The 26,623-nt window shown below is 70.5% G+C and carries 23 protein-coding genes; 9 read left to right on the forward strand and 14 right to left on the reverse strand.

Annotated features, from left to right (window positions below; all coding sequences use genetic code 11):
• Positions 1-135: 135 nt before the first annotated feature.
• The 3 genes from BIU97_RS07910 to BIU97_RS07920 are packed head-to-tail and all read right to left on the reverse strand — an operon-like array spanning position 136 to position 3,421.
• Positions 136-1,047, reverse strand: coding sequence for a carbohydrate ABC transporter permease (locus BIU97_RS07910; protein WP_071260731.1), 912 nt, complete (start codon positions 1,045-1,047; stop codon positions 136-138).
• Position 1,048: 1 nt separating this feature from the next.
• Positions 1,049-2,020 (reverse strand): carbohydrate ABC transporter permease, encoded by a 972-nt coding sequence (locus tag BIU97_RS07915; protein ID WP_071260733.1) that lies wholly within the window; start codon positions 2,018-2,020, stop codon positions 1,049-1,051.
• A 45-nt stretch (positions 2,021-2,065) separates the two neighbouring features.
• Entirely contained in the window at positions 2,066-3,421 is a 1,356-nt protein-coding gene (locus tag BIU97_RS07920; RefSeq protein WP_071260735.1) for an extracellular solute-binding protein, read from the reverse strand.
• Between the two features lie 246 nt (positions 3,422-3,667).
• Here BIU97_RS07920 and arfA point away from each other — a divergent pair, with 246 nt between their 5' ends.
• Both arfA and BIU97_RS07930 read left to right on the forward strand, forming a co-directional pair.
• Positions 3,668-5,170 (forward strand): arabinosylfuranosidase ArfA, encoded by a 1,503-nt coding sequence (gene arfA, locus BIU97_RS07925; RefSeq protein WP_071297396.1) that lies wholly within the window; start codon positions 3,668-3,670, stop codon positions 5,168-5,170.
• 175 nt (positions 5,171-5,345) lie between these two features.
• On the forward strand, positions 5,346-5,576 hold the full coding sequence (locus BIU97_RS07930; RefSeq protein WP_071260739.1) for a PLDc N-terminal domain-containing protein: 231 nt from the start codon (positions 5,346-5,348) through the stop codon (positions 5,574-5,576).
• 104 nt (positions 5,577-5,680) lie between these two features.
• Here the strand turns inward: BIU97_RS07930 and BIU97_RS07935 are convergent, their stop codons facing one another.
• Positions 5,681-6,709, reverse strand: a complete 1,029-nt coding sequence (locus BIU97_RS07935) for a LacI family DNA-binding transcriptional regulator (protein ID WP_139195962.1) — start codon at positions 6,707-6,709, stop codon at positions 5,681-5,683.
• A 182-nt stretch (positions 6,710-6,891) separates the two neighbouring features.
• Between BIU97_RS07935 and BIU97_RS07940 the strand changes: the two genes are divergently transcribed.
• The 4 genes from BIU97_RS07940 (at position 6,892) to BIU97_RS07955 (ending at position 12,161) form a co-directional block, all read left to right on the forward strand.
• A complete protein-coding gene (locus BIU97_RS07940) occupies positions 6,892-7,839 on the forward strand; it encodes a carbohydrate ABC transporter permease (RefSeq protein ID WP_071260741.1) in 948 nt (315 codons plus the stop codon).
• Positions 7,836-8,825, forward strand: a complete 990-nt coding sequence (locus BIU97_RS07945) for a carbohydrate ABC transporter permease (RefSeq protein WP_217639509.1) — start codon at positions 7,836-7,838, stop codon at positions 8,823-8,825. The genes BIU97_RS07940 and BIU97_RS07945 overlap by 4 nt, the downstream gene beginning before the upstream one ends.
• Positions 8,826-8,923: 98 nt before the next feature.
• Complete coding sequence (locus BIU97_RS07950; protein ID WP_071260743.1) at positions 8,924-10,258, forward strand: ABC transporter substrate-binding protein; 1,335 nt, start codon at positions 8,924-8,926, stop codon at positions 10,256-10,258.
• 88 nt (positions 10,259-10,346) lie between these two features.
• On the forward strand, positions 10,347-12,161 hold the full coding sequence (locus tag BIU97_RS07955) for a glycoside hydrolase family 35 protein (protein ID WP_071297397.1): 1,815 nt from the start codon (positions 10,347-10,349) through the stop codon (positions 12,159-12,161).
• A 95-nt stretch (positions 12,162-12,256) separates the two neighbouring features.
• On the opposite strand, the gene BIU97_RS07960 is transcribed toward BIU97_RS07955, so the two are convergent.
• On the reverse strand, positions 12,257-12,604 hold the full coding sequence (locus tag BIU97_RS07960) for a biopolymer transporter Tol (protein WP_071297398.1): 348 nt from the start codon (positions 12,602-12,604) through the stop codon (positions 12,257-12,259).
• A gap of 45 nt (positions 12,605-12,649) precedes the next feature.
• Here BIU97_RS07960 and BIU97_RS07965 point away from each other — a divergent pair, with 45 nt between their 5' ends.
• The gene (locus BIU97_RS07965; RefSeq protein WP_083404869.1) at positions 12,650-13,723 is read left to right on the forward strand and encodes a spore photoproduct lyase family protein; all 1,074 of its coding nucleotides are present in this window, start codon (positions 12,650-12,652) and stop codon (positions 13,721-13,723) included.
• 81 nt (positions 13,724-13,804) lie between these two features.
• Here BIU97_RS07965 and BIU97_RS17605 read toward each other — a convergent pair whose 3' ends face one another.
• The 3 genes from BIU97_RS17605 to BIU97_RS07975 all read right to left on the reverse strand — a co-directional run bounded on the left by BIU97_RS17605 (position 13,805) and on the right by BIU97_RS07975 (position 15,671).
• Positions 13,805-13,981 (reverse strand): CsbD family protein, encoded by a 177-nt coding sequence (locus BIU97_RS17605; protein WP_139195963.1) that lies wholly within the window; start codon positions 13,979-13,981, stop codon positions 13,805-13,807.
• 153 nt (positions 13,982-14,134) lie between these two features.
• Positions 14,135-15,235 carry an SDR family oxidoreductase gene (locus tag BIU97_RS07970; RefSeq protein WP_071260750.1) on the reverse strand — a complete coding sequence of 367 codons (1,101 nt, stop codon included), beginning with the start codon at positions 15,233-15,235 and terminating at the stop codon, positions 14,135-14,137.
• A gap of 37 nt (positions 15,236-15,272) precedes the next feature.
• Positions 15,273-15,671, reverse strand: a complete 399-nt coding sequence (locus BIU97_RS07975) for a DUF3253 domain-containing protein (protein WP_071260752.1) — start codon at positions 15,669-15,671, stop codon at positions 15,273-15,275.
• An 81-nt stretch (positions 15,672-15,752) separates the two neighbouring features.
• Between BIU97_RS07975 and BIU97_RS07980 the strand changes: the two genes are divergently transcribed.
• Positions 15,753-17,090, forward strand: a complete 1,338-nt coding sequence (locus BIU97_RS07980; protein ID WP_254782945.1) for an alpha-amylase family glycosyl hydrolase — start codon at positions 15,753-15,755, stop codon at positions 17,088-17,090.
• Positions 17,091-17,167: 77 nt separating this feature from the next.
• Here the strand turns inward: BIU97_RS07980 and mmsB are convergent, their stop codons facing one another.
• From mmsB to chvE, 3 genes are all read right to left on the reverse strand, one after another.
• On the reverse strand, positions 17,168-18,349 hold the full coding sequence (gene mmsB / locus BIU97_RS07985) for a multiple monosaccharide ABC transporter permease (protein WP_071260755.1): 1,182 nt from the start codon (positions 18,347-18,349) through the stop codon (positions 17,168-17,170).
• Positions 18,336-19,886: a multiple monosaccharide ABC transporter ATP-binding protein gene (mmsA, locus tag BIU97_RS07990; RefSeq protein WP_071260757.1), complete on the reverse strand. Its 1,551-nt coding sequence runs from the start codon at positions 19,884-19,886 to the stop codon at positions 18,336-18,338. Before mmsA ends, mmsB begins: the two co-directional genes overlap by 14 nt.
• 102 nt (positions 19,887-19,988) lie before the next feature.
• On the reverse strand, positions 19,989-21,119 hold the full coding sequence (gene chvE / locus BIU97_RS07995; RefSeq protein ID WP_071260759.1) for a multiple monosaccharide ABC transporter substrate-binding protein: 1,131 nt from the start codon (positions 21,117-21,119) through the stop codon (positions 19,989-19,991).
• A gap of 181 nt (positions 21,120-21,300) precedes the next feature.
• On the opposite strand from chvE, the gene BIU97_RS17610 reads away from it, so the two are divergent.
• Positions 21,301-22,341: a LacI family DNA-binding transcriptional regulator gene (locus BIU97_RS17610; RefSeq protein ID WP_071297432.1), complete on the forward strand. Its 1,041-nt coding sequence runs from the start codon at positions 21,301-21,303 to the stop codon at positions 22,339-22,341.
• A gap of 15 nt (positions 22,342-22,356) precedes the next feature.
• On the opposite strand, the gene BIU97_RS08005 is transcribed toward BIU97_RS17610, so the two are convergent.
• The 3 genes from BIU97_RS08005 to BIU97_RS08015 are packed head-to-tail and all read right to left on the reverse strand — an operon-like array spanning position 22,357 to position 26,506.
• Positions 22,357-23,058 (reverse strand): response regulator, encoded by a 702-nt coding sequence (locus BIU97_RS08005; RefSeq protein WP_071297399.1) that lies wholly within the window; start codon positions 23,056-23,058, stop codon positions 22,357-22,359.
• Entirely contained in the window at positions 23,055-24,383 is a 1,329-nt protein-coding gene (locus BIU97_RS08010; protein ID WP_071297400.1) for a sensor histidine kinase, read from the reverse strand. The genes BIU97_RS08005 and BIU97_RS08010 overlap by 4 nt, the downstream gene beginning before the upstream one ends.
• Positions 24,384-24,442: 59 nt before the next feature.
• Complete coding sequence (locus BIU97_RS08015) at positions 24,443-26,506, reverse strand: serine hydrolase domain-containing protein (RefSeq protein WP_071297401.1); 2,064 nt, start codon at positions 26,504-26,506, stop codon at positions 24,443-24,445.
• Between the last annotated feature and the right edge of the window lie 117 nt (positions 26,507-26,623).

Genomic DNA, 26,623 nt, shown 5'->3' on the forward strand with positions numbered 1-26,623 from the left:
CACGTTCCTTCCCATCGCGCCCGGCGTGGGAAGCCTTTTCGCGCGTGGGAGGTCTTTGTTTCCGGCTGCCGACGCGCGATTCTGCTTCCGACGCGCGGTTCCGCCTCCCACGCGCGGAACTGCGCCGGGCCCGCGTCAGCCCTTGAGGCCGGAGCCGGTCACGCCCTCCACGATCTGCCGCTGGAAGATCAGGTAGAGGACGATCAGCGGCAGCGCGGCGAGGATGGCACCCGCCTGGATGTCGGCGTAGCGCTGGCCGAAGCTGCCCTGGACCGTGGCGAGCCCGACCGGGATCGTCATCAGGTCGGGGTTCGACAGCACGAACAGCGGCAGCAGCAGGTTGTTCCACACACCGACGAAGGTCAGGATCGTCACCGCTGCGATGACCGGACGGGACAGCGGCAGGATGACCGACCAGTAGACCTTCCAGATGCTCGCGCCGTCGATGCGCGCTGCCTCCTCCAGCTCCTTCGGGATGCCGTCGAAGAACTGCTTGAAGATGAACACCGCGATCACGGCGGGCACCTGCGGGAAGATCACCGACCAGTAGGTGTTGAGCAGCCCGACGGCGTTGAGCTCCTGGAAGATCGGGATGATCAGCACCTGGGTCGGGATCATGATGCCGAGGATGATCAGCAGGAACGCGACGTTCCGCCCGCGGAACACCAGTCGGGACAGCGCGAAGGCCGCCATCGAGGCGAACAGCACGGTGAGCACCGCGGTCACGATGCTCGTGATGGCGCTGGCGAGGTACCAGTTCCAGATGTCGCCGGCCTGGAACAGCGACGCGTACGAGTGCAGCGTCGGGTTCCAGTTCGACAGGATCGCGTTCGCGCCGAGTGCGGCGACGCCGTTGTCGGACAACGACGTCTTCAGGGCGAACACGCTCGGGATCAGCCAGATGATCGCGAAGACCGTCAGGACGATGCCCGAGGCGATCGAGAAGCCGCGGCCGCTGACGCCGATCTTCGCGGCGCTCGTCGGCGCGGCGGAGGAGACGCCGGTGCGGAGCTTCCGGCCTGTGGTGATGCTCTCGGTGGCGGTCATGTCAGGCCCCGATCTCTCGCTTGGCGGCAGCGCGCTCGACGAGCTGCCGGATGACCGCGATCGCCACGATCACGATGAACAGGAGGACCGACGCGGCCGACGCGGCACCGAGTCGGTTGTCGGTGAAGCCGACGCCGGTGATGAGCTGCAGCGAGACCTGGGTGGAGATGCCCGGCCCGCCGTTCGTCATCAGGTAGACCTGGTCGAAGATCTTCAGGCTCGCGATGATCTGCAGCAGGATGACCAGGGTCGTCGTGCGGCCGAGCAGCGGCAGGGTGATCGACTTGATCTGCTGCCAGTTCGACGCACCGTCCACGGCCGCCGCCTCGTACAGCTCGCGCGGGATCTCCTGCAGGCCGGCCAGGTAGAGCACGAAGTTGAACCCGAGGGTCCACCAGATGGTCGCGATCGCGACGCCGATCATCGCGGTGTTCGGGCTCGACAGCATGCCCGAGCCGGGCGTCATGCCGATCGCCGACTGCAGGCTCGCCCACAGACCGGTCGCCGGCGTGAAGATGAACACCCAGATGAGCGAGATCGTCGCGGACGGCAGGATGAACGGCAGGAAGAACGCCAGGCGGAAGAACCACTGGCCGCGGTTCATCCGGTTCGTCAGCACGGCGAACACGAACGCCAGGACGACGAGCGGCGGGGTCGTGTACAGCGTGAACTGCAGGGTGTGCCAGAGCGACGACCAGAAGTCGCTGCGACCGAGCATCTCGGCGTAGTTCGCCAGCCCGGCGAAGCTGCCGAGCCCGGTGCGGACGGTCGAGGTGTTGAAGAAGCTCGTGACGATCATCCAGATCGTCGGGCCGAGCAGGAAGGCCACGTAGAACAGGCCGAACGGGGCGAGGAACAGCCAGCCGCTGCGGCCCTGGCCGCGGTTCACGCTGGAGCCGTAGGTGCGGTTCCGACGGGGACGGGGCGCGGTGGTCGCGTCCGTCGGCCGGTCGAGGACAGGTGCTGTGGTCACGTCATCGTGCCTTTCGCGCGGTGTTCACGGCGTTCACGTGCCCGGTCACAGCGGGCTCGGGGTGTTGAGGTAGGTCGCGAGCTGCGACTTGATGGCCCGGAGGGCCTGGGCGGGCGACGAGCTGCCCTGCTGCACGAGTGCGAGCTGTGCGCCGACGGTGCCCTCGAACGTCGAGCCGGACCCGCCGTACCAGGCGGGGTCGTCGAACACGGCGGTCTCGGCGGCCGCCGCGTAGTTCGACTGCGGCTTGAGCTCCTTGTAGGCGGTGCTGTCGAAGGTCGGGATGTAGGCGGGGACGTGCCCGCCCTCCGCCCACGTCAGGCTCTGCTCGAGCATCTGCTTGATGAAGAGCATGTGCTGCTTGCGCTGCTCGGGCGTGCGCGCCTTCTTCGGCAGCACGAAGGTGTGCGAGTCGGCCTGGGTCGCCGGCTTGTCGTAGAGCTGGGGGATCGGCACCATGCCGAACTGCAGGCCCTTGATCGACTGTGCGGTGCTGATCTCCCACTCGCCCTGCATGAAGAAGCCGGCCTTGCCGTCGAACATGAGCGACTGCGCGGTGGCGTAGTCGAGGGCCTTGTTGAGCCAGCCCTCCTTCACCCACTTCTGGGTGCGGCTCGTGACCTCGTTGTACGCGTCCTCGTTGACGGTGAGCTTCCCGCCGCCGTCGCTGATGAACGGGGTCGCGCCCTCGATCTGGTTGTACATCGTCCAGAAGAACCGCCACGGGGTGGCCGTCTCGGGCACGACGTTCGCGACGTTGAGCGCCGTCCCGCCGGTGACCTTCGCGACCGCGGCGAGGGCCTTCTCGAAGTTCTCCATGCCGTTCAGGTCGACGAGGTTCCCGTCGCCGTCGATGAGGCCCGCCTTCTTGCAGACGTCGACGTTGTAGAAGAGCACGAACGGGTGCGTGTCGAGCGGGATCGCGATGTTCTTGCCGTCGGTCTTCTGCGCCGTCCAGGCCTTCTGGTTGAAGTCGGCCGCGCTCAGCCCGACGCTCGCCAGGTCGTCCGAGGTGATCGGGTCGAGCAGGTCGCCGTCCCAGAGCGGCTTCGCCCGGGTCAGGTGGGCGACCGCGACGTCCGGCGGCTTGTTCCCGACGGTCGCCAGTGTCAGCTTCGAGTAGTACGGGTTGCCCCACGCGAACGTGGTGGCCTGCAGGGCGCTCGACCCGCCGTGCTGCTCGGCGTAGCCGTCCTCCATCGACTGCATGCGGACGCCGTCGCCGCCGCCGAACAGGTTCCAGAAGACGAGCGTCTCCGGGTTCAGTGCGCTGCCGGCGAGACCGGCGGCGAGGGGGCTCGAACAGGCGGCGAGCGGCAGCACGGTGGCGGCTGCTGCTCCGGCGGCGAGGAACCCGCGACGCGACAGGCGCGACGCGGGGGTTGCGGATGGGTTCGGCATGGCATCACTCCAGCGGGACGGGCCGATCCGGGGGCGAGGGGTGACGCTCCCGGCGGAGCAACGCTGCTCCGTGAGCGCTCACATTACTCATCAGCGGCGATGACCACCACCCCTTCCGCGGGGCCGTCGGACCCGGTAGCGTTTCCGACAGGTGAGCGCTCACTTTCGTGACGCACCGTCTCGCAATCCCGTGCTCGCCGCACCACGCACCACCGGCACGACCCGCCACACGATCAAAGGAGATCCATGCCCCGCACACACCTCGTCCTGGACGCAGCGTTCACCGTGGGGCCGGTGCGACGTCGCCTCTTCGGCGGCTTCGTCGAGCACCTCGGCCGGCACGTCTACGACGGCATCCACGAGCCCGCGCACGAGACCGCCGACGACCAGGGCTTCCGCAAGGACGTCGTCGAGCTCGTCAAGGAGCTCGGCGTCTCGACCATCCGCTACCCCGGCGGCAACTTCGTCTCCGGCTACAAGTGGGAGGACGGCGTCGGCCCGGTCGAGCAGCGGCCGAAGCGCCTCGACCTCGCGTGGCACTCGACCGAGACGAACGAGGTCGGTCTCCACGAGTTCCAGCACTGGCTCGACCTGGTCGGCTCGGAGCTCATGCTCGCGGTCAACCTCGGTACCCGCGGCACGCAGGAGGCGATCGAGCTCCTCGAGTACGCGAACATCGACGCCGGCACGGCACTGTCCGAGTACCGCCGGTCGAACGGCCGGACCGAGCCCTTCGGCATCTCGATGTGGTGCCTCGGCAACGAGATGGACGGCCCGTGGCAGCTCGGCCACAAGAACGCCGAGGACTACGGCAAGCTCGCCGCCATGACCGCCAAGGCCATGCGGCAGATCCAGCCCGACCTCGAGCTCGTCGCCTGCGGTTCCTCCGGAGCGTCGATGCCGACGTTCGGCGAGTGGGAGCGCACCGTCCTCGAGCACACCTACGACGACGTGGACTACATCTCGGCGCACGCCTACTACGAGGAGGGCGACGACCTGCCCTCGTTCCTGGCCTCCGGCGTCAACATGGACCACTTCATCAAGACGGTCACCACCGCGGCCGACCACGTGCAGGCGCAGAAGAAGTCCGACAAGCGCATCGACATCTCGTTCGACGAGTGGAACGTCTGGTCGATCACGAAGTGGGAGGCCAAGGCCAAGACCTTCACGCTCGACGAGTGGCCGGTCGCCCCCCGCCTGCTCGAGGACGTCTACACCGTCGCCGACGCCGTCGTGGTCGGCGGGCTGCTCATCTCGCTGCTCCGGCACGCGGACCGGGTGGCCTCGGCCTCGCTCGCGCAGCTCGTCAACGTCATCGGGCCGATCATGACCGAGCCCGGCGGACCGGCGTGGCGCCAGACGACGTTCTTCCCGTTCTCGCTGACCTCGCGGCTCGCCCACGGCACGTCGCTGCAGGTGAAGACCTCCGGTGACACCGTCGACGGCGGCAAGTACGGCGAGGTCCCGGTCGTGGACTCGGCCGCCACCCTGTCCGAGGACGGCGCCGCGGTGTTCCTGGTGAACCGCCACCCGTCCGAGTCGACCACCGTCACGATCGACCTCGCCGGGCTCGGCGTCCAGGGCGACGTGCGGGCGGAGGGCGTCTGGGACGACGACATCCACGCCGTGAACGACCTGCAGGACACCTCGCGCGTCGGTCTCCGCACGAACGAGACCGTCCGCCGCGAGGGCGACACCGTGACGATCGAGCTGCCGCCGGTCTCCTGGACCGCCGTGTCGATCGGCTGAGACGCCTCGGCGCACGCTGCGGCGGGCGTCGAGTGAGCACAGGGGACGTCGGGCGCGCTGCGCTCGGCGTCCCTTGCTCGTGCGGGTGCGGTGCGTCGACGGGGACCGCGGCCGTGGGGCCGCCGACCTCGTGGGTCCTCGCCCCCTACGATGAGCGCAGGACGAAGGGGGAAGCGTGTTCGCACAGCTGAGTGGAGGGCACGTCGTCGTGTCCCTCGTGTTCCTGCTGCTCGAGGCGGCGACGCTCGTGCTGCTCTGGCGCGACCGCACCCGGTCACGGCTCGCGAAGACGGTGTGGACCGTCGTGGTGCTCGCGATCCCCGGCATCGGGATGCTGGGCTTCCTGGTCAACTGGGCGCTGGGCCGTCTCGTCGCCCGCCTCGACCGGTCCGGCGACGCCGCCTGACCTGCCGGCGGACCCGGGGCCCTCGTCGTCGGCTGTGCCGTCACGAGGGACCAGCACGGGCCGCCCGACCGGCGCCGCTCATCGGGCAGCCCCGTCCGACGTGGCTAGGCCGGCGGTGGCGCCGTGCTCGACCGCTCGACCAACCGCACCGGCACCAGGTCGGGGGCGGCGGACCCGGACGCACCGTCGATCTGGCCGAGCAGGTTGGCGACGGCCCGGCGGCCGACCTCGTCGAAGGACTGGTGCACCGTGGTGAGCGGCGGCCAGAATGAGTCGGACTCGGGGGAGTCGTCGAACCCCACCACGCTGAGCGACGAGGGGACGGGGCGACCGACCTCGTGCGCGGCGCGGAGCACGCCGAGCGCCGTCTGGTCGTTCGCGGCGAACACGGCGGTGATCTCCGGACGTGCGGCGATCTCGCGGCCGGCCACGTACCCGTGGTCGGCCGTCCAGTCGCCGTGGAAGACCGGCGGGACGACCCGGCCGGCGCGCGACAGCGTGTCCTGCCACGCGGCGAGTCGTCGGGCGGCGGAGTAGGACGAGGTCGGTCCGGCGAGGTGCCAGACGGTCTCGTGGCCGAGGTCGAGCAGGTGCTGCGTCGCCTGGCGGGCGCCGTCGGCCTGGTCGGTGTCGATCGCTGGGCGGTCGGTGCTGCCCGTGGAGTCGACGACCACCATGGGCACGCCGTCGGGCAGGACGACCTCGGCGGTGTCGATGATGTGCGACTCGATGATGATCACGACGCCGTCGACGGCTTGTTCGTGCAGGCGTGAGAAGGCGGAGCGGACGCCCTCTTCCGTGCGCGATGCCATCGGCAGCAGCGTGATGGTGAAGTCCGCGGCGCCGGCGGCGTCGGCGATGGCCTCGAGGGTGCGCATGTTGCCGAAGGACGCGAGCGTGAACATGATCACGCCGATCGTGCGGAACCGGCCGGAGCGCAGGGCCCTGGCAGCGCGGTTCGGGCGGTAGCCCAGGTCGTCCATCACCCGCTGCACGCGGTCACGGGTGTCCGGGCTGACGTTGTCGAAGCCGCGGGCGACGCGGGACACGGTCTGCATGGAGACCCCGGCGGCGTCGGCGACGGCGGCCATCGAGGGGGCGCGCCGGGTGCCGGCAGGGGTCTCGGTGGTCACGGTCGCAGTCCTTCGGGAGCGGGGCGGTGGTGCGTGGTCTCCCCGGACGCTAGCGCATGTTGACGTTGCCATGCTATCGTCGCGACGGTCGATGTTGACGTCAACATCCGGAGGGTGCCCGCGCGGTCCGCGCGACCCCGACGTGACGTCGACCACCAGCACGCAGCAGACGAAGGAGTCACATGAGCACGCTCGCAGCGCGCCCCGGCGGAGCAGCCGCAGCGCAGCCGGCAGCGCCCCGGCCCACCCGCCGGCGCCCCAGGCCGCGGGGACGGTTCACCGGTTGGCTGTTCGTCGGCCCCTTCGTCGTCGTCCTCGTCCTCATGCTCATCGTCCCGATCGGGTACGCGCTCTGGCTCAGCCTGTTCCGCGACCAGCTCATCGGCGGCAACCAGTTCGTCTGGTTCGCCAACTACGTGCAGCTCTTCCAGGACGCCAAGTTCTGGTCCGGCTTCGGTCGGGTCGCGATCTTCCTGGTCGTCCAGGTGCCGATCATGCTCGGCCTCGCGCTCGTCGCCGCCCTCGCGCTCGACAGCGCACGGCTCTGGGGCACGTCGTTCTTCCGCATCGCGGTCTTCCTGCCCTACGCCGTCCCCGGTGTCGTCGCGGCCCTCATCTGGGGCTTCATCTACGGCAACCAGTTCGGTCTGACCGGCGCCGCGAACGACGCGCTCGGCATCGACCTGCTGCAGCCGTTCAGCCCGAGCTGGGTCCTGACGTCGATCGGCAACGTCGTCACGTGGGAGTTCCTCGGCTACAACATGCTGATCTTCTACGCGGCCCTCCGCACGGTCCCCGGCGAGCTGTACGAAGCGGCCGAGCTCGACGGCGCCGGCCCCCTGCGCACGGTGTTCTCGATCAAGCTCCCCGCGCTCCGCGGCCCGATGGTCATCGCCACGATCTTCTCGATCATCGGCAGCTTCCAGCTCTTCAACGAGCCGAACCTGCTCAAGACGCTCGCCCCGAACGTCATCGGCAGCGCCTTCACCCCGAACATGTACGCCTACTCGCTGTCCTTCAGCGGCCAGCAGTTCAACTACTCCGCCACGGTCGCGATCGTGATGGGCGTGATCACCGCCGTGATCGCCTACGTCGTCCAGGTCCGCGGAACCCGCCAGGAGAACCGATGAGCACCATCCAGCACCCCGCGACCGGCGCCGCCGGACCGGCCACGGTCACCGAGGCGACCACGACGCAGCGCGACCCGCGCACCCGCTCGACCCGCGCCTCCCGGAAGGCCGAGCGGAAGGCCGAGCTGCACGTCGACGGACGCAAGCCGAAGCGTTCCGGCCTGCTGACCGCGGTCATGGTCGTCTTCGTCGTGTACTCGTTCGCGCCGCTGTTCTACCTGCTCGTCAACAGCACGAAGACGCAGGCGTCGCTGCTCTCGACGTTCGGCCTCTGGTTCGGCGGGGACTTCAACCTCTGGCAGAACATCGTCGACACGCTGACGTACAACGACGGCATCTTCCTGCAGTGGTTCGGCAACACGCTGCTGTACGTCGTGGTCGGCGCCGGCGGGGCCACCCTGCTCGCCACCGTCGCCGGCTACGGCATGGCGAAGTTCCAGTTCCCCGGTCGCCGCGCGGTCTTCGCCGTCGTCCTCGGTGCCATCGCGGTCCCCGGCACGGCCCTGGCGGTCCCGACGTTCCTGCTGTTCTCGCAGGTCGGCCTGACCAACACCCCGTGGGCGATCATCCTGCCCTCGCTCATCAGCCCGTTCGGCATGTACCTGATCTGGACGTACGCGGTCGACGCGATCCCCGCCGAACTGCTCGAGGCCGCCCGCATGGACGGCGCCGGCGAGTTCCGGATCTTCTTCACCATCGCGCTCCGGCTTCTCGCGCCCGGTGTCGTCACCGTCCTGCTGTTCGCGGTCGTCGCCACCTGGAACAACTACTTCCTGCCGCTCATCATGCTGAGCGACCCGAAGTGGTACCCGCTGACGGTCGGTCTGAACCAGTGGAACGCGCAGGCCACCGGCTCCGGTGCGCAGCCGATCTACAACCTCGTCGTCACGGGATCGCTCCTCACGATCATCCCGATCGTGGTCGCGTTCCTCTTCCTCCAGCGCTTCTGGCAGTCCGGCCTCGCGGCCGGCTCCGTCAAGGCCTGATCCGTCGGACGGGAGGCCCGGGGCGACCCCGCCACGCGCCTCCCGACCCGGCACACAGCAGCTCCACCCCCTCTCCACGAAGAAGTGAAAGGCACCCCATGAACAAGCGTCTCCGGCGCGGGCTCAGCGCCCTCGCCATCGGCGTCACCGCCGCCATCGCCCTGTCCGCGTGCGCGTCGGGCGGCTCCGGCTCCGGCGGCTCGGCCGACGACATCGACAAGGCCCTGCAGGACGGTGGCACCCTGACCTACTGGTCGTGGACCCCGTCCGCCAAGGCCCAGGTCGCGGCCTTCGAGGACCAGTACCCCAAGGTGAAGGTCAAGCTCGTCAACGCCGGCACCGGCGCCGACCAGTACACGAAGCTGCAGAACACGATCAAGGCCGGCTCGGGTGCCCCCGACGTCGCCCAGGTCGAGTACTACGCCCTGCCGCAGTTCGCCCTGTCCGAGTCGCTGCTCGACCTCGAGCCCTATGGGTTCGACTCGCTGGAGAAGGACTTCGCCAAGAGCACCTGGAGCTCGGTCACGGTCGACGACAAGGTCTACGGCTTGCCGCAGGACTCCGGCCCCATGGCGCTGTTCTACAACAAGAAGGTCTTCGACGAGTACGACCTCGCCGTGCCGAAGACGTGGGACGAGTACGTCACCGCGGCGAAGAAGCTCCACGAGGCCGACCCGAACGCCTACATCGCGGCGGACTCCGGCGACGCCGGCTTCACCACGAGCATGATCGCCCAGGCCGGCGGCACCCCGTTCACCACCGACGGCGACAAGGTCACGATCAACCTGCAGGACGAGGGCTCGAAGAAGTGGACGAGCACCTGGAACGAGCTCGTCGAGCAGGGCCTGCTCTCGCAGACGGTCGGCTGGACCGACGACTGGTACAAGCAGCTCGGCAACGGTGAGATCGCCACGATGATCACCGGCGCGTGGATGCCCGGCAACCTGGAGTCCGGCGTCGCCCAGGCCTCGGGCGACTGGCGCGTCGCCCCGATGCCGACCTACGACGGCGGCACCGCCCAGACCGCGAACAACGGCGGCAGCGCCGAGGTCGTCATGAAGCAGTCGAAGAACCCGGCCCTCGCCGCGGGCTTCCTCAAGTGGCTCAACTCGTCGAAGGAATCGACGAAGGTCTTCATGGAGTCCGGCGGCTTCCCGTCGACCACCGCCGACCTCGACTCGACCGCGTTCCTGGACGAGAAGCCGGAGTACTTCGGCGGCCAGCAGATCAACAAGGTGCTCGTCGACGCGTCGAAGTCCTCGGACAACGACTTCACGTACCTGCCGTACCAGGTGTACGCGAACAGCGTCTACGCCGACACCGTCGGCCAGGCGTACCAGAACGGCACCTCGCTCGACGCCGGCCTCGAGGCCTGGCAGAAGGCCCTCGCGAAGTACGGCGAGGACCAGGGCTTCACGGTCTCGACCAAGTAGTCCCCGGTACCCCCGCGGGGCCGTGCGGATACCTCCGCACGGCCCCGCTCCACGCCTGGCCCCCGGCCGGCAACGAGAAGGTCACACCATGCGCTTCGCCATCGGCGACACCGACTTCCTGCTCGACGGCGAGCCGCACCGGATCCTGTCCGGCGCGATCCACTACTTCCGCGTGCACCCCGACCTGTGGGCCGACCGCATCCGCAAGGCGAAGCTGATGGGCCTCAACACCATCGAGACGTACGTCGCCTGGAACGCGCACGCACCGTCGCCGGACGTCTTCGACCTGAGCGGCGGGCTGGACCTCGGCCGCTTCCTCGACCTCGTCGCCGCCGAGGGCATGCACGCCATCGTGCGCCCCGGGCCCTACATCTGCGCCGAGTGGTCGAACGGCGGCCTGCCGTACTGGTTGTTCGCGGACGGCTCCGTGGGCGTCCGGCGCAACGAGCCCGGGTTCCTCGCAGCGGTCGAGACGTACCTGCAGCACCTGGCCCCCGTGCTGGTCCCGCGGCAGATCGACAACGGCGGACCCATCGTCCTGGTGCAGGTCGAGAACGAGTACGGCGCCTACGGGTCCGACCCCGCGTACCTGCGCGCGCTCGAGCAGATGCACCGCGACATCGGGCTCACCGTCCCCTTCACGAGCGTCGACCAGCCGATGGGCACGATGCTCGAGGACGGCTCCCTGCCCTCGCTGCACAAGACCGGCTCGTTCGGGTCGCGCTCCACCGAACGCCTCGCCCGCCTGCGCCAGGCGCAGCCGACCGGCCCGCTCATGTGCTCGGAGTTCTGGGACGGCTGGTTCGACAGCTGGGGCGAGCACCACCACACCACGCCGGCGGCTGCCTCGGCGTCGGACCTCGACGACCTGCTCGCCGCCGGGGGCTCGGTGAACATCTACATGTTCCACGGCGGCACGAACTTCGGCTTCACGAACGGCGCGAACGACAAGGGCGTGTACCGCCCGATCGCGACGTCGTACGACTACGACGCGCCGCTCGACGAGGCCGGTCGCCCGACGGAGAAGTTCCACGCGTTCCGCTCGGTGATCGAGCGCTACGCGCCGGTGCCGCCGCTGCCAGCGTCGATGCAGCCGGGTGGATCCGGACGCCTCGAGCAGTCCGACGCACCGGCGCCGTCCGCGCCCGGCGCGGCGATCGCCGTCCGACTGGACCGCGTCGCGTCGCTCCGGTCCCTGCTGCCCGCGCTCGCGTCGTGGTCCGCGCACGACGAGCCACCGACCTTCGACGCCCTCGGTGCCGCGAGCGGCTTCGTCGTGTACCGCGCCGAGGTGGACCTGCCCACCGGCGGCGTGCTCACCGTCGGCACCGAGGTGCGCGACCGTGCGGTCGTCTCCGTCGACGGTGTGGTCGTCGGCGTGCTGGAGCGGGAGTACCACGACCGCGCGATCGTCCTGCCGGCGGTCACCGGCACGCTCGAACTGCTCGTCGAGGACCAGGGCCGCGTCGACTACGGCCCGCGCATCGGCGAGCCGAAGGGCCTCGTCGGGGGAGTGGCCGTCGACGGCGTCCCGCTCGCCCGTTGGACCGCTGCGCCGCTCGCCCTCGACCCGATCGCACCCGCCGCGCTCGCGGCACTGGCGGAGACCGCCCCGACCGGTGGCGACGTGCTCGCCGGCCCGACGTTCGCCGCCGGGTCGTTCGACCTCGACGGCGTGGACGACCGCTACCTGTCGCTGGACGGCTTCCGCAAGGGAGTCGCCTGGGTCAACGGGTTCTGCCTCGGCCGGTACTGGTCGCGCGGGCCGCAGCAGACCCTGGCGATCCCCGGCCCGGTTCTGCGCCAGGGCCGGAACGAGCTCGTCGTGCTCGAGCTGCACGCCGCCGCGTCCCGCACCGCGTGCCTGCTGCCCGAGCCGGCCCTCGGCCACACCGAGGCGTAGCGGCCCCGCGTGGCGCCGGTGCCACGCGGGGCCGGTGCCGGGCGCCGAGTGAGCAGAAGACGTCGAGTGCGCCCCACCCACCCGACGTCTTCTGCTCACTCGGTGTGGTGCGGCGCGGTGTGGTGCGGCGCTGACGTCGAGACCCCGTCGAGGGCGTCGAGCTCGGCGACCGCACGCTCGGCGTCCGCGATCCGGTCGGCCTCGGGGCGGGTCCACCACTCGGGGCCGCGCTCGCCGAGCCCGTGCTTCGCGAGCCCGTTCCGGTGCCGGGCCGCCGCCAGGGCCTCGTCGTCGCCCGCACGCTTCGCGGTCTTCACGGCGTTCCGCCCGCGCCCCAGGTGGGAGCGGAGCGCGGCGGCGAGCTCCTCGGGCAGGGCCGGGTCGGTCCGGCGCCAGCGCCGGCCGTCCACGACGAAGAAGTGGTCGTCGGGTTCGGCGGTCATGCTCCCGAGTCTGCACCGTCGGTGGTCCCCGGTAGACAGGTGTCGATGAGCAACGCACGCGTCCGCCCGATGCTCGACATCCGTCGCATCTACGCCGAGCCCGCTGCCCTCGACCTGCAGCGCGGGCAGGAGATCGTCGGGCAGTGGCCGGACGCCGAGGTGGTGCCGGTCGAGTCGCACTGGAACATCCCCGAGGTGCACGGCGACGAGCGCAACGTGCAGCGCTGGGTGCGCATCAAGACCGAGGCCCTCGTGCTCGGGGTGAAGAAGTCGCTCGTCACCCGGCCGAACGGGCGCTCAGCCGACTTCATCGCCCCGTCCACCGCGAACGGCTGCGCGATGGCCTGCGCCTACTGCTACGTGCCGCGGCGCAAGGGGTACAGCAACCCGGTCACCGTGTTCGCGAACATCGACCAGATCACGAAGCACGTCGCCCGGAACGTCGCGAAGCAGGGGCCGAAGACCGAGCCGAACCAGTGCGATCCAGAGGCCTGGGTCTACGACATCGGGGAGAACAGCGACTGCTCGGTCGACGCGATGATCAGCGACAACGTGCGCGACCTCTGCGACCTGTTCCGGATGACCCCGACGGCGAAGGCGTCGTTCGCGACGAAGTACGTCAACCGCGACCTGCTCGACTGGGACCCGATGGGGCGCACGCGCATCCGGTTCTCGCTCATGCCGCACGAGACGGCGAAGGTCACCGACATCCGCACCAGCCCGATCGCCGAACGGATCACCGCCGTCAACGACTTCGTCGACGCCGGGTACGAGGTCCACCTCAACTTCTCACCGGTCATCCTCACGCCGACGTGGGAGTCCGACTGGGCCGAACTGCTGCGCCAGGTGGACGACGTGCTGTCCCCGGCGGCCAAGGCGCAGCTCGCGGCCGAGGTGATCTTCCTGACGCACAACCAGCCCCTGCACGAGGTCAACCTCGGCTGGCACCCGAAGGCAGAGGACCTGCTGTGGCGCCCAGACCTGCAGGAGCAGAAGGTGTCGCAGAACGGCGCGGTGAACGTCCGCTACCGGTCCGGCATGAAGGGGCAGCTCGTCGAGCGCTTCCGCGAGCTCGTCGCCGAGCACCTGCCGTCCTGCCGCATCCGGTACGCGTTCTGACGCTGCACACCCCGGCGCGTCCCCGCGACGCGGAACGGCCCCGGCGCGTGTGTCGCGTCGGGGCCGTTCCTGCAGGTCGACCTACTTGCCGTCGAGGGCGTCCTTCGCCTTCTCCTTGTCGAGGCGCCCCTCGCCCATGACCTGGTCCTTCTGGCCCTGGTGCTTGAGCTCCGCGTCGTCCGTGTGCTTGCCGACGGCCTCTTCGGCCTTGCCGGCGACCTTCTGCGTGAGGTCCTTGGCCTTGTCTCCGAGCGACATGATCGCTCCTTTCGTCCGGGTCCCGCCGAGGGTCCCCGGCGCGTCTGTCCCCGACTGAACCACGCGCTCACCCTCCGCTCACGGAGGAACCCGAGGTCCGTGTACCCCGCGGCGCCACCACGGGGTACATCGGCGTGTAGGACACGCCGCTGATCAGGGTATGAGACGGTCCTCGCGGTACCGGGCGAACAGGTCCGCGAAGGCCTGCTCGGTCCGACGGAACGCCGTGAAGCCGGCAGCCCGGCTCTTGCCCATGTCCGTGACGACCTCCATCGCCCGACCGAGGTCGGCGTCGGTGTGCCACCACGACGCGAGCCGGGTGACGTCCGACTCGACCAGGCCGTGCCGCTCGGCGATGCCGGCCCACTCGGCCTCGTACGGGGCCATCTGCACCTCGAGCGGGCGGGGTGCGTCCTGGTACCCGACGACGCGCGCCGGGTCGACACCGAGGTGCGCCGCCAGGCGCGGCCACATCCAGCGCCAGCGGAAGACGTCACCGTTCACGATGTTGAACGGCTCGTCGGCGCCCTCGGGCGAGGTCGACGCCCACACCATGTGCTCGGCGAGGATGCCCGCGTCGGTCATGTCGGTCAGGCCGTTCCACTGCGCCTCGCTGCCCGGGAACACGAAGTCGAGCCCGAGCTCCTTCGCCAGGGTCGCCTGCACGGCGATCGTCAGGCCCATGTTCATGGCGTTGCCGACGGCGTGGCCGATGACGGTGTGCGAGCGGTGCACGGACCAGGTGAAGCCCTGGCGCTCGGCGGCGGCGAAGAGCTCGTCCTCCTGCGCGTAGTAGAAGTTCGGGGTGTCGAGCCGCGGCTCCTCCTCGTGGAAGGGCGTGTCGGGCATCTCGCCCGCTGCGTACGCCTCGAACGGGCCGAGGTAGTGCTTCAGCCCGGTGACGAGCGCGACGTGCGCCAACGGTGCGTGCGTCAACGCCGCCAGGAGGTCGCGGACCATCCCGCCGTTGACGCGGATGTTCTCGGCCTCGGTCTCCTGCCGCTGCCACGCGGTGAAGAACACGTGGGTGGGCTGCTCGTCCGCCAGTGCGGCGGACAGGCTCTCGGGGTCGCGGAGGTCCGCGGCGACGGTCCGGACGCCGTCGCGGCCGATCGGTCGGCGGGACAGCGCCGTGACCTCCCAGCCGTCGTCGAGCAGGTGGCTCACCAGGGCGGAGCCGGTGATGCCGCTCGCCCCCACGACGAGGGCTCGGGGCTGGACAGGGGTCGGTTCGGTCGATCCGGTTGCAGTCATCCCTGCATGCAACCGACGATGGAAGACACGTGTTCCCTCAGCGCGGGCGACGGATGCGGATCGGGCCCTTCGCCGTCGACGGGTCGACCACGGCACCGCCCTGCGTGATCTCGACCTCGCCCCGTGCCACCATGCGACGGGCGGCCCGGCGGGCGGGTTCCATCAACGGACGCCAGTCGTCGGGGTCGAGCGACCGGGCGACCTCGGACGGGCAGATGCTCGAGGTCCGTGCGCGCGCGGCGAGCAGTTCGTCGATGCGCTGTTCGAGGGCACGGTCGGTGGCGTTCACTCCGTGCTTCCGGCACGCTGCGGAGCAGTACCGCGCTTCCGGCGCCGCCGACGAGGGCATGGTGCGACCGCACGACGCGCACGTGCGCTCGGCGTGCTCCGCCTCGTTCGCCGCAGCGTCCGCTTCCGTCCTGATCGCGCGTCCCATGCCTGCATCTTCGTCCTGCTGCTCCTGTCCGTTCCCAGCACGAGCGCACCCGGCGCAGGTCCGGCTGGCAGCATCGGACCGGTGAGCACCGACACCGCACCCACCCGTCACCCCGAACCCGCCTGGGTCGAGCACGTCATGTGGTGGCACGTGTACCCGCTCGGCTTCGTCGGCGCCGACGTCCGACCCGGGTCCGCCGTCGAGGACCGCCCGGTCGAGCACCGCCTCGGTCGGATCGAGCCGTGGCTCGACCACGTCGTGGACCTCGGCCTGAACGGCCTGCTGCTCGGACCGGTGTTCGCGAGTTCGACGCACGGCTACGACACCGTGGACCACTTCCGCATCGACCCGCGCCTCGGTGACGACGACGACCTCGACCGTCTGGTGGCCGCCGCGCACGAGCGGGGGATCCGGGTCCTGCTCGACGGTGTCTTCAACCACGTCGGCCGCGAGCACCCGGCGTTCCGGGCGCTCGAGGAGCACGGCCCCGACGCCGAGACGGCCGACTTGTTCGCGATCGACTGGACGGGGTGGACGCCGGGGCAGCCGGTACCGGTCGGACTGTTCGAGGGACACGACATCCTGGTGGCGCTCGACCACGACACCCGGGCGACCGAGGACCTCGTGGTGCAGATCATGGCGCACTGGCTCGAGCGGGGGATCGACGGCTGGCGGCTCGACGCGGCCTACGCGGTGCCGCCGTCCTTCTGGGCACGGGTGCTGCCGCGGGTGCGCGAGCGGTTCCCGGATGCGTGGTTCAGCGGCGAGGTGATCCACGGGGACGCCGCGGCGATCGCCCGGGAGTCGACGATGGACTCGCTGACGCAGTACGAGCTGTGGCAGGGCGTCTGGCACGGCATCGCGGACCGCAACGGCCACGAGCTGGCGCACGCGATCGAGCGGCACGACGCCCTGCTCGAGACGTTCGCCCCGACGACCTTCGTCGGCAACCACGACGTCACCCGCATCGCGAGCGCGGTGGGGGAGCCGTTCGCCGGGCACGCGGCCGCGGTGCTGTTCACCGTCGCCGGCACCGCGATCGTCTACGCGGGTGACGAGTACGGCTGGACCGGGGTGAAGGAGGAACGCGAGGGCGGCGACGACGCGGTACGCCCGGAATTCCCGGACACGCCACCCGCAGCGGGCGACCTGACGCACGCGTACGAGGCGCTCGTCGCCCTGCGCCGCCGCAACCCGTGGCTGCACCGGGCCCACACCGACGTCGTGCACCTGACGAACACGGCCGTGGTCCTGCGGACCGCCACGGCGGACGCGGCCGTGGTGACCGCCCTGAACCTGTCGGACGACCCCGTCGAGGTTCCCGCGGCCGACGCGACGCAGGTGGAGGCGGGCGGTGCCGATCTCGGGGACGGGACCCTGCGCCTTCCGGCCCGGGGGTGGGCGGTCCTCACCCGCTGACGCACGAAAGCGACAGAAGTGCGCGGATGTTCCGCAGCACTCTGTCGCTTTCGCGGGGGTGACCCCGGACGCACGCCCTACTTGCGCGCAGCGGCGGCCCGGCGCTTGTTGAACACGTCGAACGCGACGGCGGCGAGCAGCACCAGGCCCTTGATCAGGGACTGGTACTCGGTGCCGACGCCGAGGATCGACATGCCGTTGTTGAGCAGGCCGATGATGAGACCACCGACGATGGCGCCCGGGACCGTGCCGATGCCGCCCGTGACCGCCGCGCCGCCGATGAACACCGCGGCGATGGCGTCGAGCTCGAAGCCGTTGCCCGCACCGGGTGCCGCCAGGTTGAGCTGGCCGGTGAAGACCACGCCGGCCAGTGCCGAGATGACACCCATGTTCACGAAGAGCATGAACGTGACCCGCTTGGTCTTCACGCCGGACAGCTGCGCGGCCAGGGCGTTGCCGCCGATGGCGTAGACGTGTCGGCCGAACACCGCGCTCCGCATGATGACCGAGTAGACCACCACGAGTGCGCCGAGGATGACGAGCACGATCGGGGTGCCGTTGTAGCTCGCCAGCAGCAGGGCCACGTAGATGACGAGGGCGACGCCGAACGCGAGCTTCACGATGAACCAGGCGAACGGTTCGCTCTCGAGCTGGTACTTGCGGCGGGTGGCTCGGCCGCGGAACGCGGTGACCGCCATGACGGCCGCGGCGGCGAAGCCGAGGATCATCGTGAGCGGCTCGTACCCGGTGGTGCCGAACGACGGCAGGAAGCCGGACCCGAGGGCACGGAAGCCGTCCGGGAACGGGGAGATCTGCTGGTTGTGCAGCACGATCTGCGCCGCACCGCGGAAGGCGAGCATGCCGGCCAGGGTGACGATGAACGCCGGGATCCCGAAGTAGGCGATCCAGAACCCCTGCCAGGCGCCGACGAGCGCGCCGACGACCAGGCAGAGCACGACGGCGATCGGCCACGGGACGTGCCACTGCGTGATCATCACACCGGCCATCGCACCCGTGAAGGCGACGACCGACCCGACCGACAGGTCGATGTGCCCGGCGATGATCACCATCACCATGCCGATGGCGAGGATGAGGATGTAGCTGTTCTGGACGATCAGGTTCGAGACGTTGATCGGGGCCAGGGTGATGCCGCTCGTCGTCACCTGGAAGAAGACGACGATGACGATCAGCGCGATGAACAGGCCGATCTGTCGGAGCTGCCCGGTGAGGTAGCCGGCGGCGGACTTAAGCGCGTTCATTGACAGGGGTCTCCCGTTCCTGGGTCATGTACTGCATGAGGACCTCTGGGGTGGCCTCGGAGCGGGGCACGTCAGCGGTGATCGTGCCCTCGGAGAGCGTGTAGATGCGGTCGCAGATGCCGAGGAGCTCCGGGAGCTCCGAGGAGATCACGATGACCCCCTTGCCCTGGTCCGCGAGGCTGTTGATGATCGTGTAGATCTCGTACTTCGCACCGACGTCGATGCCGCGGGTCGGCTCGTCGAGGATGAGCACGTCGGGGTCGGTGTACATCCACTTCGACAGGACGACCTTCTGCTGGTTGCCGCCGGAGAGCTTCCCGGTGACGACGTCGACGTTCGGTGCCTTGATGTTGAGGTTCTTCAGGAACCGTCCGGCGACCGTGGTCTCCTCCGACGCGTTGACGAAGCCCCAGTTCGCGAGCTTGCCGAGCGCCGACCCGGAGATGTTCCGCTTGATGTCGTCGATCAGGTTGAGGCCGTAGCGCTTGCGGTCCTCGGTGACGTACGCGATGCCGTGGTCGATCGCCTGCGACACCGTGTGCGTCTTGATCGGGGTGCCGCGCTTGTAGACCGTCCCGCTGATGCCGGATCCGTAGGACCTGCCGAACACGCTCATCGCGAGTTCGGTCCGTCCGGCCCCCATGAGCCCGGCGATGCCGACGATCTCACCGGCGCGCACGTTCAGGTTGACCTGGTGGATGATCTCGCGCGACCCGTCGAGCGGGTGGTGGACCGTCCAGTCCTCGATCCGCAGGAGCTCCTCGCCGATCTGCGGGTCGTGCTCGGGGTACCGGTTCGACAGGTCCCGGCCGACCATGCCGCGGATGATCCGGTCCTCGGACACGTCGTCGGCGTGCATGTCGAGCGTCTCGATGGTCTGGCCGTCACGGATGATCGTGACCTTGTCCGCGATCGCCTTGATCTCGTTGAGCTTGTGGCTGATGATGATCGCCGTCATGCCCTCGGCCTGCAGCGAGCGGATGAGCTCGAGCAGGTGCGCGGAGTCGTCGTCGTTCAGCGCGGCGGTCGGCTCGTCGAGGATGAGGAGCTTCACGTCCTTCGAGAGCGCCTTGGCGATCTCGACGAGCTGCTGCTTGCCGACGCCGATGTCCACGATCTTCGTGACCGGGTTGTCCTTGAGGCCGACGCGCTGCAGGAGCTCGGCGGCGGCCAGGTTCGTCTTGTTCCAGTCGATGAACCCGCCCGTCGACCGTTCGTTGCCGAGGAAGATGTTCTCGGCGATCGACAGGAACGGGCTGAGCGCGAGCTCCTGGTGGATGATGACGACGCCCGAGGCCTCGGAGTCGTTGATGTCCGCGAACGAGACCGGAGCGCCGTCGAGCAGGATCTGCCCCTCGAAGGAGCCGTGCGGGTACACGCCCGACAGCACCTTCATGAGGGTCGACTTGCCGGCGCCGTTCTCGCCGCAGATGGCGTGGACCTGGCCGCGCTCGACCTCGATCGAGACGCCCTGCAGGGCCTTCACGCCGGGGAACGTCTTGGTGATGTCACGCATCTCGAGGATCGTGTCCGTCACGTCGACCGCCTTCCGTGGTGCGCGCCGTGGCGCGCGGATGGGGCGGACGGGAGGCACGGGGCGGGGTCGACCCGTGCCTCCTGTCCGACAGGTGGGTTGCGACTACTTCAGGTCGGCTTCGGTGTAGTAGCCCGAGTCGACGAGGACTTCCTTGTAGTTGTCCTTCGTGACGACGGTCGGCTGGAACAGGAAGGTCGGGACGACCTTGACCTTGTTGTCGTAGCTCTTCGTGTCGTTGACCTCGGGCTCCTTGCCGGTGAGCAGGTCCTCGGCCATGGTCACCGACTGCTTGGCGAGCTTGCGGGTGTCCTTGTAGATGGTCGAGTACTGCTGACCGGCGATGATCGACTTGACCGAGGCCGCCTCGGCGTCCTGGCCCGTGACGGTCGGCAGCGGGCGGTCGCTGGTGCCGTAGCCGGCACCCTGCAGCGCCGAGATGATGCCGATCGAGATGCCGTCGTACGGCGAGAGCACGCCGTCCAGCGTGGTGCCGCCCGAGTACGACTTCGCGACGAGGTTCTGCATGCGGGCCTTGGCGGTCGCCGGGTCCCACTGCTGCGTGGCGGCCTGCGAGAGCTGGTCCTGACCCGACTGGATCTTCAGCGTGCCGTCGTCGAGGTACGGCTTGAGGGTCTTCATGGCGCCGTTGAAGAAGAAGCTCGCGTTGTTGTCGTCGAGCGAGCCGGCGAAGACCTCGATGTTGAACGGGCCCTTCTCGCCGGTCTTCTCGCCCTTCTCGTCGAGGACGCCGAGGCCGGTGAGCAGGCTGGTCGCCTGGTCGACGCCGACCTTCTCGTTGTCGAACGACACGTAGTAGTCGACGTTCTTGTTGCCCGTCAGCAGGCGGTCGTACGAGATCACCTTGATGCCGGCCTTGGCGGCGGCGTCGAGCTGGTCGGAGAGGGCCCCGCCGTCGATGGACGCGATGATGAGGACCTTCGCGCCCTTCGTGATCATGTTGCTGACCTGCTGGGCCTGCTGCTGGACCTTGTTGTCGCCGTACTCGAGGTCGACCTTGTAGCCGGCCTTCTCGAGGTCGCTCTTGACGGCGTCGCCGTCCTTGATCCAGCGTTCCGAGACCTTGGTCGGCATGGCGACGCCGACGAGGGCGCCCTTGTTGTCGGTGCCGCTGCCGCCGCCGTCGGTGGCCGCACGGCCTCCGGCGGAGCAGCCGGCGAGTGCGATCGCGATGCCGAGGGCTGCGACGCCCGCGATGATCCTGCGCTTCGTCATCGAAGTACCTCTGTTCCTCTCACGTCGTCGTCGACGCGCTCAGGGTGCCGGGGCTGCTGTGCCCCGGGGGATGCGCTCGTGTGAGCGCTCACATCTTGTGGGTTCCGTAACGGGGTGTCAACTCATCGTGACCGTTTCGCGACCTTGCCGCGTCGCGCGGACCGAGCGGTACGGTGTGCACGTGACGACGACTCCGGCCCGTGGGGGCAAGGCCCGCAAGGCGCCGACGATCTTCGACGTGGCCGAACGCGCCGGCGTCTCGCACCAGACGGTGTCCCGGGTGATCAACGGCGACCCCACCGTGCGGGAGCAGTTCCGGACGCAGGTCACCGACGCCGTGACCGCCCTCGGCTACCGTCCCCGCGCCGCGGCCCGGGCGCTCGCCGGGGGCCGCAGCCGCGCGCTCGGCATCATCACCGCGGGCGACGCCCTGTACGGGCCGTCGAGCACCGCCATCGGCTTCGAGCGGGCGGCCCGGTCCGCCGGGTACCACGTGCTGCTCTCGACCCTGCCCGAGGACCCGCGCCCCGTCGACCTGTCCGGCGCGCTCACGACGCTCCTCGCGCAGGACGTCGCCGCGATCGTCCTCGTCGCCGCGGACAACCGTGTGCTCGACGCACTCGCCTCGCTCACCGTGCCGGTCACCGTGCCCGTCGTCGTCGCGAACGCCGTGCAGCGCGACGCCGCCCGTGCACCGTCGGCACCGAGCGTCGCCGCGGTCGCCATCGACCAGGCGGCGGGCACCGCGCTCGTCATGCAGCACCTGTTCGACCGCGGACACCGGCGGATCGTGCACATCGCGGGACCGCACGTGTCCCAGGAGTCCGAGGTGCGCCGCGCGTCCTACCTGCGGATCATGACGGACGCCGGTCTCGAGCCCGTCGTGCTCGAGGGCGACTGGACCCCCGCGAGCGGCTTCGAGGCCGCGCGGCACATCGACGTCCACACCGTCGACGCGGTGTTCGCCGGCAACGACCAGATGGCGCTCGGCGTGCTGCACGCCTTCGCCGACGAGGGGCTGCGCGTGCCCGACGACATCGCCGTCGTCGGGTTCGACGACATCCCCGAGGCGGCCCACTTCACGCCGCCGCTCACCACCGTGCGGCAGGACTTCCGGGCGATGGGCGAGCGGGTGCTCGAGAGCGTCCGGTCCCTGATCGAGGGCGAGCCGCGCGACGAGACGCTGCTCGCGCCCGAGCTCGTGGTGCGCCGGAGCGCCTGAACCGCACGGTCGGCGTCAGGGCAGGAGACCCGACCGGTACGCCCAGACCACGGTCTGCAGGCGGTCACGCGTGCCGATCTTCGTCATCACCCGGGTCAGGTGCGACTTCACGGTGCTCGTCTCGACGACCAGGCGCGCACCGATCTCGTCGTTCGACAGGCCCTCGCCGAGCAGCCGGACGATCTCGTTCTCGCGCGCGGTCAACACGTCCGGCAGCGGCTGCACCGAGGCGGTCCGACGACGTCGGACGAACTCGGCGACGACCCGTCGCGTGGTGGTGCCGTCGATCGCCGACCGGCCGGCTGCGAGCGCGCGGACCGCGCCGACGAACTCGTCCGGTTCGACGTCCTTCAGCACGAAGCCCTGCGCCCCCGCCTCGAGGGCGCCGAACACGTACTCGTCGAGGTCGAACGTCGTGGCGACGAGCACCGCAGGGGACGCCGGCGACGCGCGGCGCGCGTCCGGGTCGGCCGTCGGCGCGTCTGGTGCGTCCGGGGCGTCCGGTCCGACGATGGCCCGCGTGGCCTCGATCCCGTCGCCGCCCGGCATCCGGACGTCCATCACGACCACGTCCGGCCGGACGCGTCGGACCAGCCCGACGGCCTCGCGACCACCGGCGGCCTCGCCGACCACCTCGATGCCGCCGGCCGTCTCGAGCACGATGCGGAACCCGGCGCGGACGATGGACTGGTCGTCGACCAGGACGACGCGGATCACGTGGTGCTCCTCGTGTCCAGGTCGAGCCGGACCCGCCAGCGGCCGCCCGCGACCGGACCCGCTCGCAGCCGGCCGCCGACGAGCGTCGCGCGCTCCCGCATGCCGACCAGGCCGTGTCCGGGTGGGCCCGCGGGAGCCTCGGACGGGCCGAGGTCGTTCTCGACGGTGATCGTGACCCGGTCGGCATCGGCGGACACGCCCAGCAGGGCGGGTGCTCCGGCGGCGTGCCGGCGGGCGTTCACCAGGGCTTCCTGCACGGTGCGGTACGCCGTGACGTCGGCGAGCGGAGCGAGGTCGGGGAGCGTCCCGTCGATCCGCGTGACGACCACCTGGCCGGAGGCGCGGGCTGCGTCGACGAGGTCGCCGACGTCCGCGAGTCCCGGTACCGGGGCGGTCCCGGTGGCGTCGTCCCCGGTCTCGCGCAGGATCCCGACGATCGCACGGAGGGCCTGCAGGGTCTCGCGGCCCTGCTCCCGGATGCTGCGCACCGAGTCCTTCGCCCGCTCCGGATCGACGTCGACCAGGCGTTCGGCGGCCCCGGCCTGCACCACCAGCCCGGTCAGGTGGTGCGCCGCGACGTCGTGGAGTTCGCGGGCCATGCGGGTGCGCTCGGCGGCGACGGCCGCCCGGGTGCGGGTCGCCTGGTGCTCGACGGCCTCTGCTGCGCGTTCCTCGGCAGCACGCGCGTGGGCACGCCGCAGCGCGGTCCACGAGCCGACCGCGGCGCTCGCGCCGTTCACGACGACGGCGGTGAGGACGACGGCGACCGCACCGAGGACGACGGTCAGGGTGTCCGACCGCGGTGCTGCACCGAGCAGCGCGGTGACCGTACCGGTCGCACCGACGACGGCGCCCACGGCCGCGATGCCGACGGCGGCGACGATCGCTCGGACCGCCGCCGCGGGCGGCCGCGCCGCGCCGACGGTGGCCGCGGCGACGACCGGGGCCACGCCCCACAGCGCGACGCCGGTCGGGACGGCCGCGAGCAGGGCCGCCTGCACGACCGCGACGGTCAGCAGCGTGGCCACGGGCCGTCGGCGACGCACCACGAGTGGTGCGCACTGCACCACCGCGAGGACGACCACCGCGGCGACCTGCGTGTCCGTGCCGGTGCGGGCGGTCCCGAGCAACAGGTCGGCAGCCCGCAGGAGGCCGAGCAGCGCGACGGTGACGACGGCCGACGCGACCGCGAGTGCGACGTCGCGGCTGTCAGCGGTCCGCGCACCGACACGGGCCAGGACACGGCGGACCCCTGCGGTCGCGGTACGGGACGACCCGGCCGACCCGGAGTCGGTCGGCGCCGGGGTGCTCTGACGGTCTGCCACCGTTCGAGCATGCCAGGTGGCGCTGACCGAGCAGCGCGGCGCGTGCCCTGACCCGGCCATCAGTACGTCACGCTCGGAGCGAGCAGGTGGAACGCGACGGCGATCCCGGCGACCACCACCAGGGCCGCCACCACGAGCACCCTGCCGGTGACGGACGCCCAACCGCGGTGCGTGCGGACCGCTCGCCACGCAGCGAGTGCAGCGGGCACGACCGCGAGCACACCGACGAGCTGCAGCACCTGCAGGACCCGCAGCGTGACGGTGCTGACGTCCTGGAACGCCAACGCCTGCACGGCGACCGAGGCCCAGCCGAACAGGGCCACCAGGGCCGAGACCTGGCCGATCCGCGACAGCAGGAGGATCCGATCCCGGCTCCGGCTCCGGCTCCGGCCTCGACCGATCGCGGTGAGGGCCGTGACGGGCCAGCCGACCACCGACACCAGGAGCACGGCGAGGGCGGCGACCAACGACGGCAGGACGAGCGAGGCGACCTGCCAGGGTGCGGCCCGCAGCATCGTGAACGCCCCGCCCCACGCGATGGTCGTCACGGTGCCGTCGTCGTCACCGGCGGTGCGGGTCGCGAGCAGGGCATCACCGCCGACCTCACGCCACAGGTGCGGGCCGATCGGCTCGTAGACGGCCGTCGTCGTGCCCAGCGGCTTCGGCGTCACCGCGACGGTGCCGTCCGCCCGGGCCGTGACGGTGGTCTGGCCGGCGAGGGCCAGGAGCGCGCCCGGGTTCGTGGCGGGGGAGCGCGACGTCACGAAGGTGCCGGCGAGGTCCGCCGCCGCTGCCCGCGCGGAGGCGGTGCTCATCCGGGATGTCCCGCCTGCGCTGTCGGTCGTCGTCGCGTCGCCCCGCAGGTACCGGTCGGCGAAGCCGCGCACGACCGCGTCCCGGAGCTCGATCGCGTCGGTGGCGGTGCGTCCGCTGCCGTTCATGGTGATGAAGATGCCCGCGTGCTCGTCGGGGAAGAGCCGCATGGCGCTGTGGAACACGATCGTGTCACCGTCGTGACCGGAGGCCGGCAGGCCGGGGGTGGACTCGTCGAAGAACCCGAGGTCCATCCGCTGACCCGCTGCGAGCGTGCCGAGGTCGTCGCTGCCGAGCGCCGGACGGTGCATCGACGCGAGGGTGTCCGGCTGCACGAGCGCCTGGTCGGTGGGCACGTCGCCGAGCTGCGCGAGCATGAAGCGTGCCATGTCGGTGACCGTGGACGACATCGCCCCGGCAGGAGCACCGTGCACGACCTCGGTCGGCCGCGCCGGTCCCGAGTCGTCGAGGTACCCGCGCGCGAGGCGTGCGTCGAGGGCTTCGGGCAGCGGCTGCGCGAACGACGAGGACGACATGCCGAGGGGTGTGAACACGCGCCGCTGCAGCAGCGATTCGAAGGGTTCGCCGCTCACGCGCTGGGCGATGTACCCGGCGAGCGCTCCACCGTAGTTCGAGTACGCGGGTGTCGTGCCGGGCGTGAAGACCTGCGCCGGCGGGGCGTCGACGACGGCCGCTCGGAGCGACTCCTCGCTGCCGGGCGTGCCGATCAGACCACCGATGACCTCCTCGAAGCCGGCGGTGTGCGTCAGCAGGTTCCGCATCGTGACGGGGCCCTTCGGGGTGTCCAGGTCGAAGTCCAGGTACTGCTGCACGTCGGCGTCCAGGTCGATCTTGCCGTCCTCGACGAGTTGCATGACCGCGGTCGCGGTGGCCGTCTTCGAGACCGAGCCGACACGGAACAGGGTGCGGTCCGGGTCCACCCGCTCGGCGCGGGTCGAACCGGTCCCGGTGTCCGCCATGCCGTACCCCGCAGTGGTGAGGACGCGGCCGTCCGCGACGACGGACACGGCGGCGCCGGGGATGCCGGTGGCGGGGAGGGCTGCGCCGACGGCTCCGTCCAGCCAGGCGTGGACGTCGTCCTCGGTCAGGGTGTGCCCTCCCGGCTGGTGGACCGGAGGGGCCGGGGTCGCGGTGACCGGGGCGGCGGTCGCACCCGGGGTGGAGGCCGCCGCGGAGGCTGCGACGCCGGTGCCGAGGGCCAGCGAGGTGCCGAGTGCGACGGCAGCGGCGATCCGTCGGGCCCGTGGGATGCGCCCGGTGGGGGGAGTCGGGACGTGGTGAGGTGTCATGACTCCACGTTCGCCGGTCCCGCGGCGCAGCACAGGCGGCACGGGTCGGGACCTCGTTGCGACCTGGGTCGCAACTTCGCGCCCTCCCTGCGCCGCAGGACCCGCGCGGCGGCTCCC

The organism is Curtobacterium sp. MCBA15_009, assembly GCF_001864895.1.
Classification (GTDB): Bacteria; Actinomycetota; Actinomycetes; order Actinomycetales; family Microbacteriaceae; genus Curtobacterium.

Bases quoted from the DNA above. Each gene is read 5' to 3' on its own strand.
- BIU97_RS07910 (WP_071260731.1), bottom strand. From the start codon at position 1,047: ATGACCGCCACCGAGAGCATCACCACAGGCCGGAAGCTCCGCACCGGC.
- BIU97_RS07920 (WP_071260735.1), bottom strand. From the start codon at position 3,421: ATGCCGAACCCATCCGCAACCCCCGCGTCGCGCCTGTCGCGTCGCGGG.
- arfA (WP_071297396.1), top strand. From the start codon at position 3,668: ATGCCCCGCACACACCTCGTCCTGGACGCAGCGTTCACCGTGGGGCCG.
- BIU97_RS07940 (WP_071260741.1), top strand. From the start codon at position 6,892: ATGAGCACGCTCGCAGCGCGCCCCGGCGGAGCAGCCGCAGCGCAGCCG.
- BIU97_RS07945 (WP_217639509.1), top strand. From the start codon at position 7,836: ATGAGCACCATCCAGCACCCCGCGACCGGCGCCGCCGGACCGGCCACG.
- BIU97_RS07950 (WP_071260743.1), top strand. From the start codon at position 8,924: ATGAACAAGCGTCTCCGGCGCGGGCTCAGCGCCCTCGCCATCGGCGTC.
- BIU97_RS07955 (WP_071297397.1), top strand. From the start codon at position 10,347: ATGCGCTTCGCCATCGGCGACACCGACTTCCTGCTCGACGGCGAGCCG.
- BIU97_RS07960 (WP_071297398.1), bottom strand. From the start codon at position 12,604: ATGACCGCCGAACCCGACGACCACTTCTTCGTCGTGGACGGCCGGCGC.
- BIU97_RS07965 (WP_083404869.1), top strand. From the start codon at position 12,650: ATGAGCAACGCACGCGTCCGCCCGATGCTCGACATCCGTCGCATCTAC.
- BIU97_RS17605 (WP_139195963.1), bottom strand. From the start codon at position 13,981: ATGTCGCTCGGAGACAAGGCCAAGGACCTCACGCAGAAGGTCGCCGGC.
- BIU97_RS07970 (WP_071260750.1), bottom strand. From the start codon at position 15,235: ATGACTGCAACCGGATCGACCGAACCGACCCCTGTCCAGCCCCGAGCC.
- BIU97_RS07975 (WP_071260752.1), bottom strand. From the start codon at position 15,671: ATGGGACGCGCGATCAGGACGGAAGCGGACGCTGCGGCGAACGAGGCG.
- mmsB (WP_071260755.1), bottom strand. From the start codon at position 18,349: ATGAACGCGCTTAAGTCCGCCGCCGGCTACCTCACCGGGCAGCTCCGA.
- chvE (WP_071260759.1), bottom strand. From the start codon at position 21,119: ATGACGAAGCGCAGGATCATCGCGGGCGTCGCAGCCCTCGGCATCGCG.
- BIU97_RS08015 (WP_071297401.1), bottom strand. From the start codon at position 26,506: ATGACACCTCACCACGTCCCGACTCCCCCCACCGGGCGCATCCCACGG.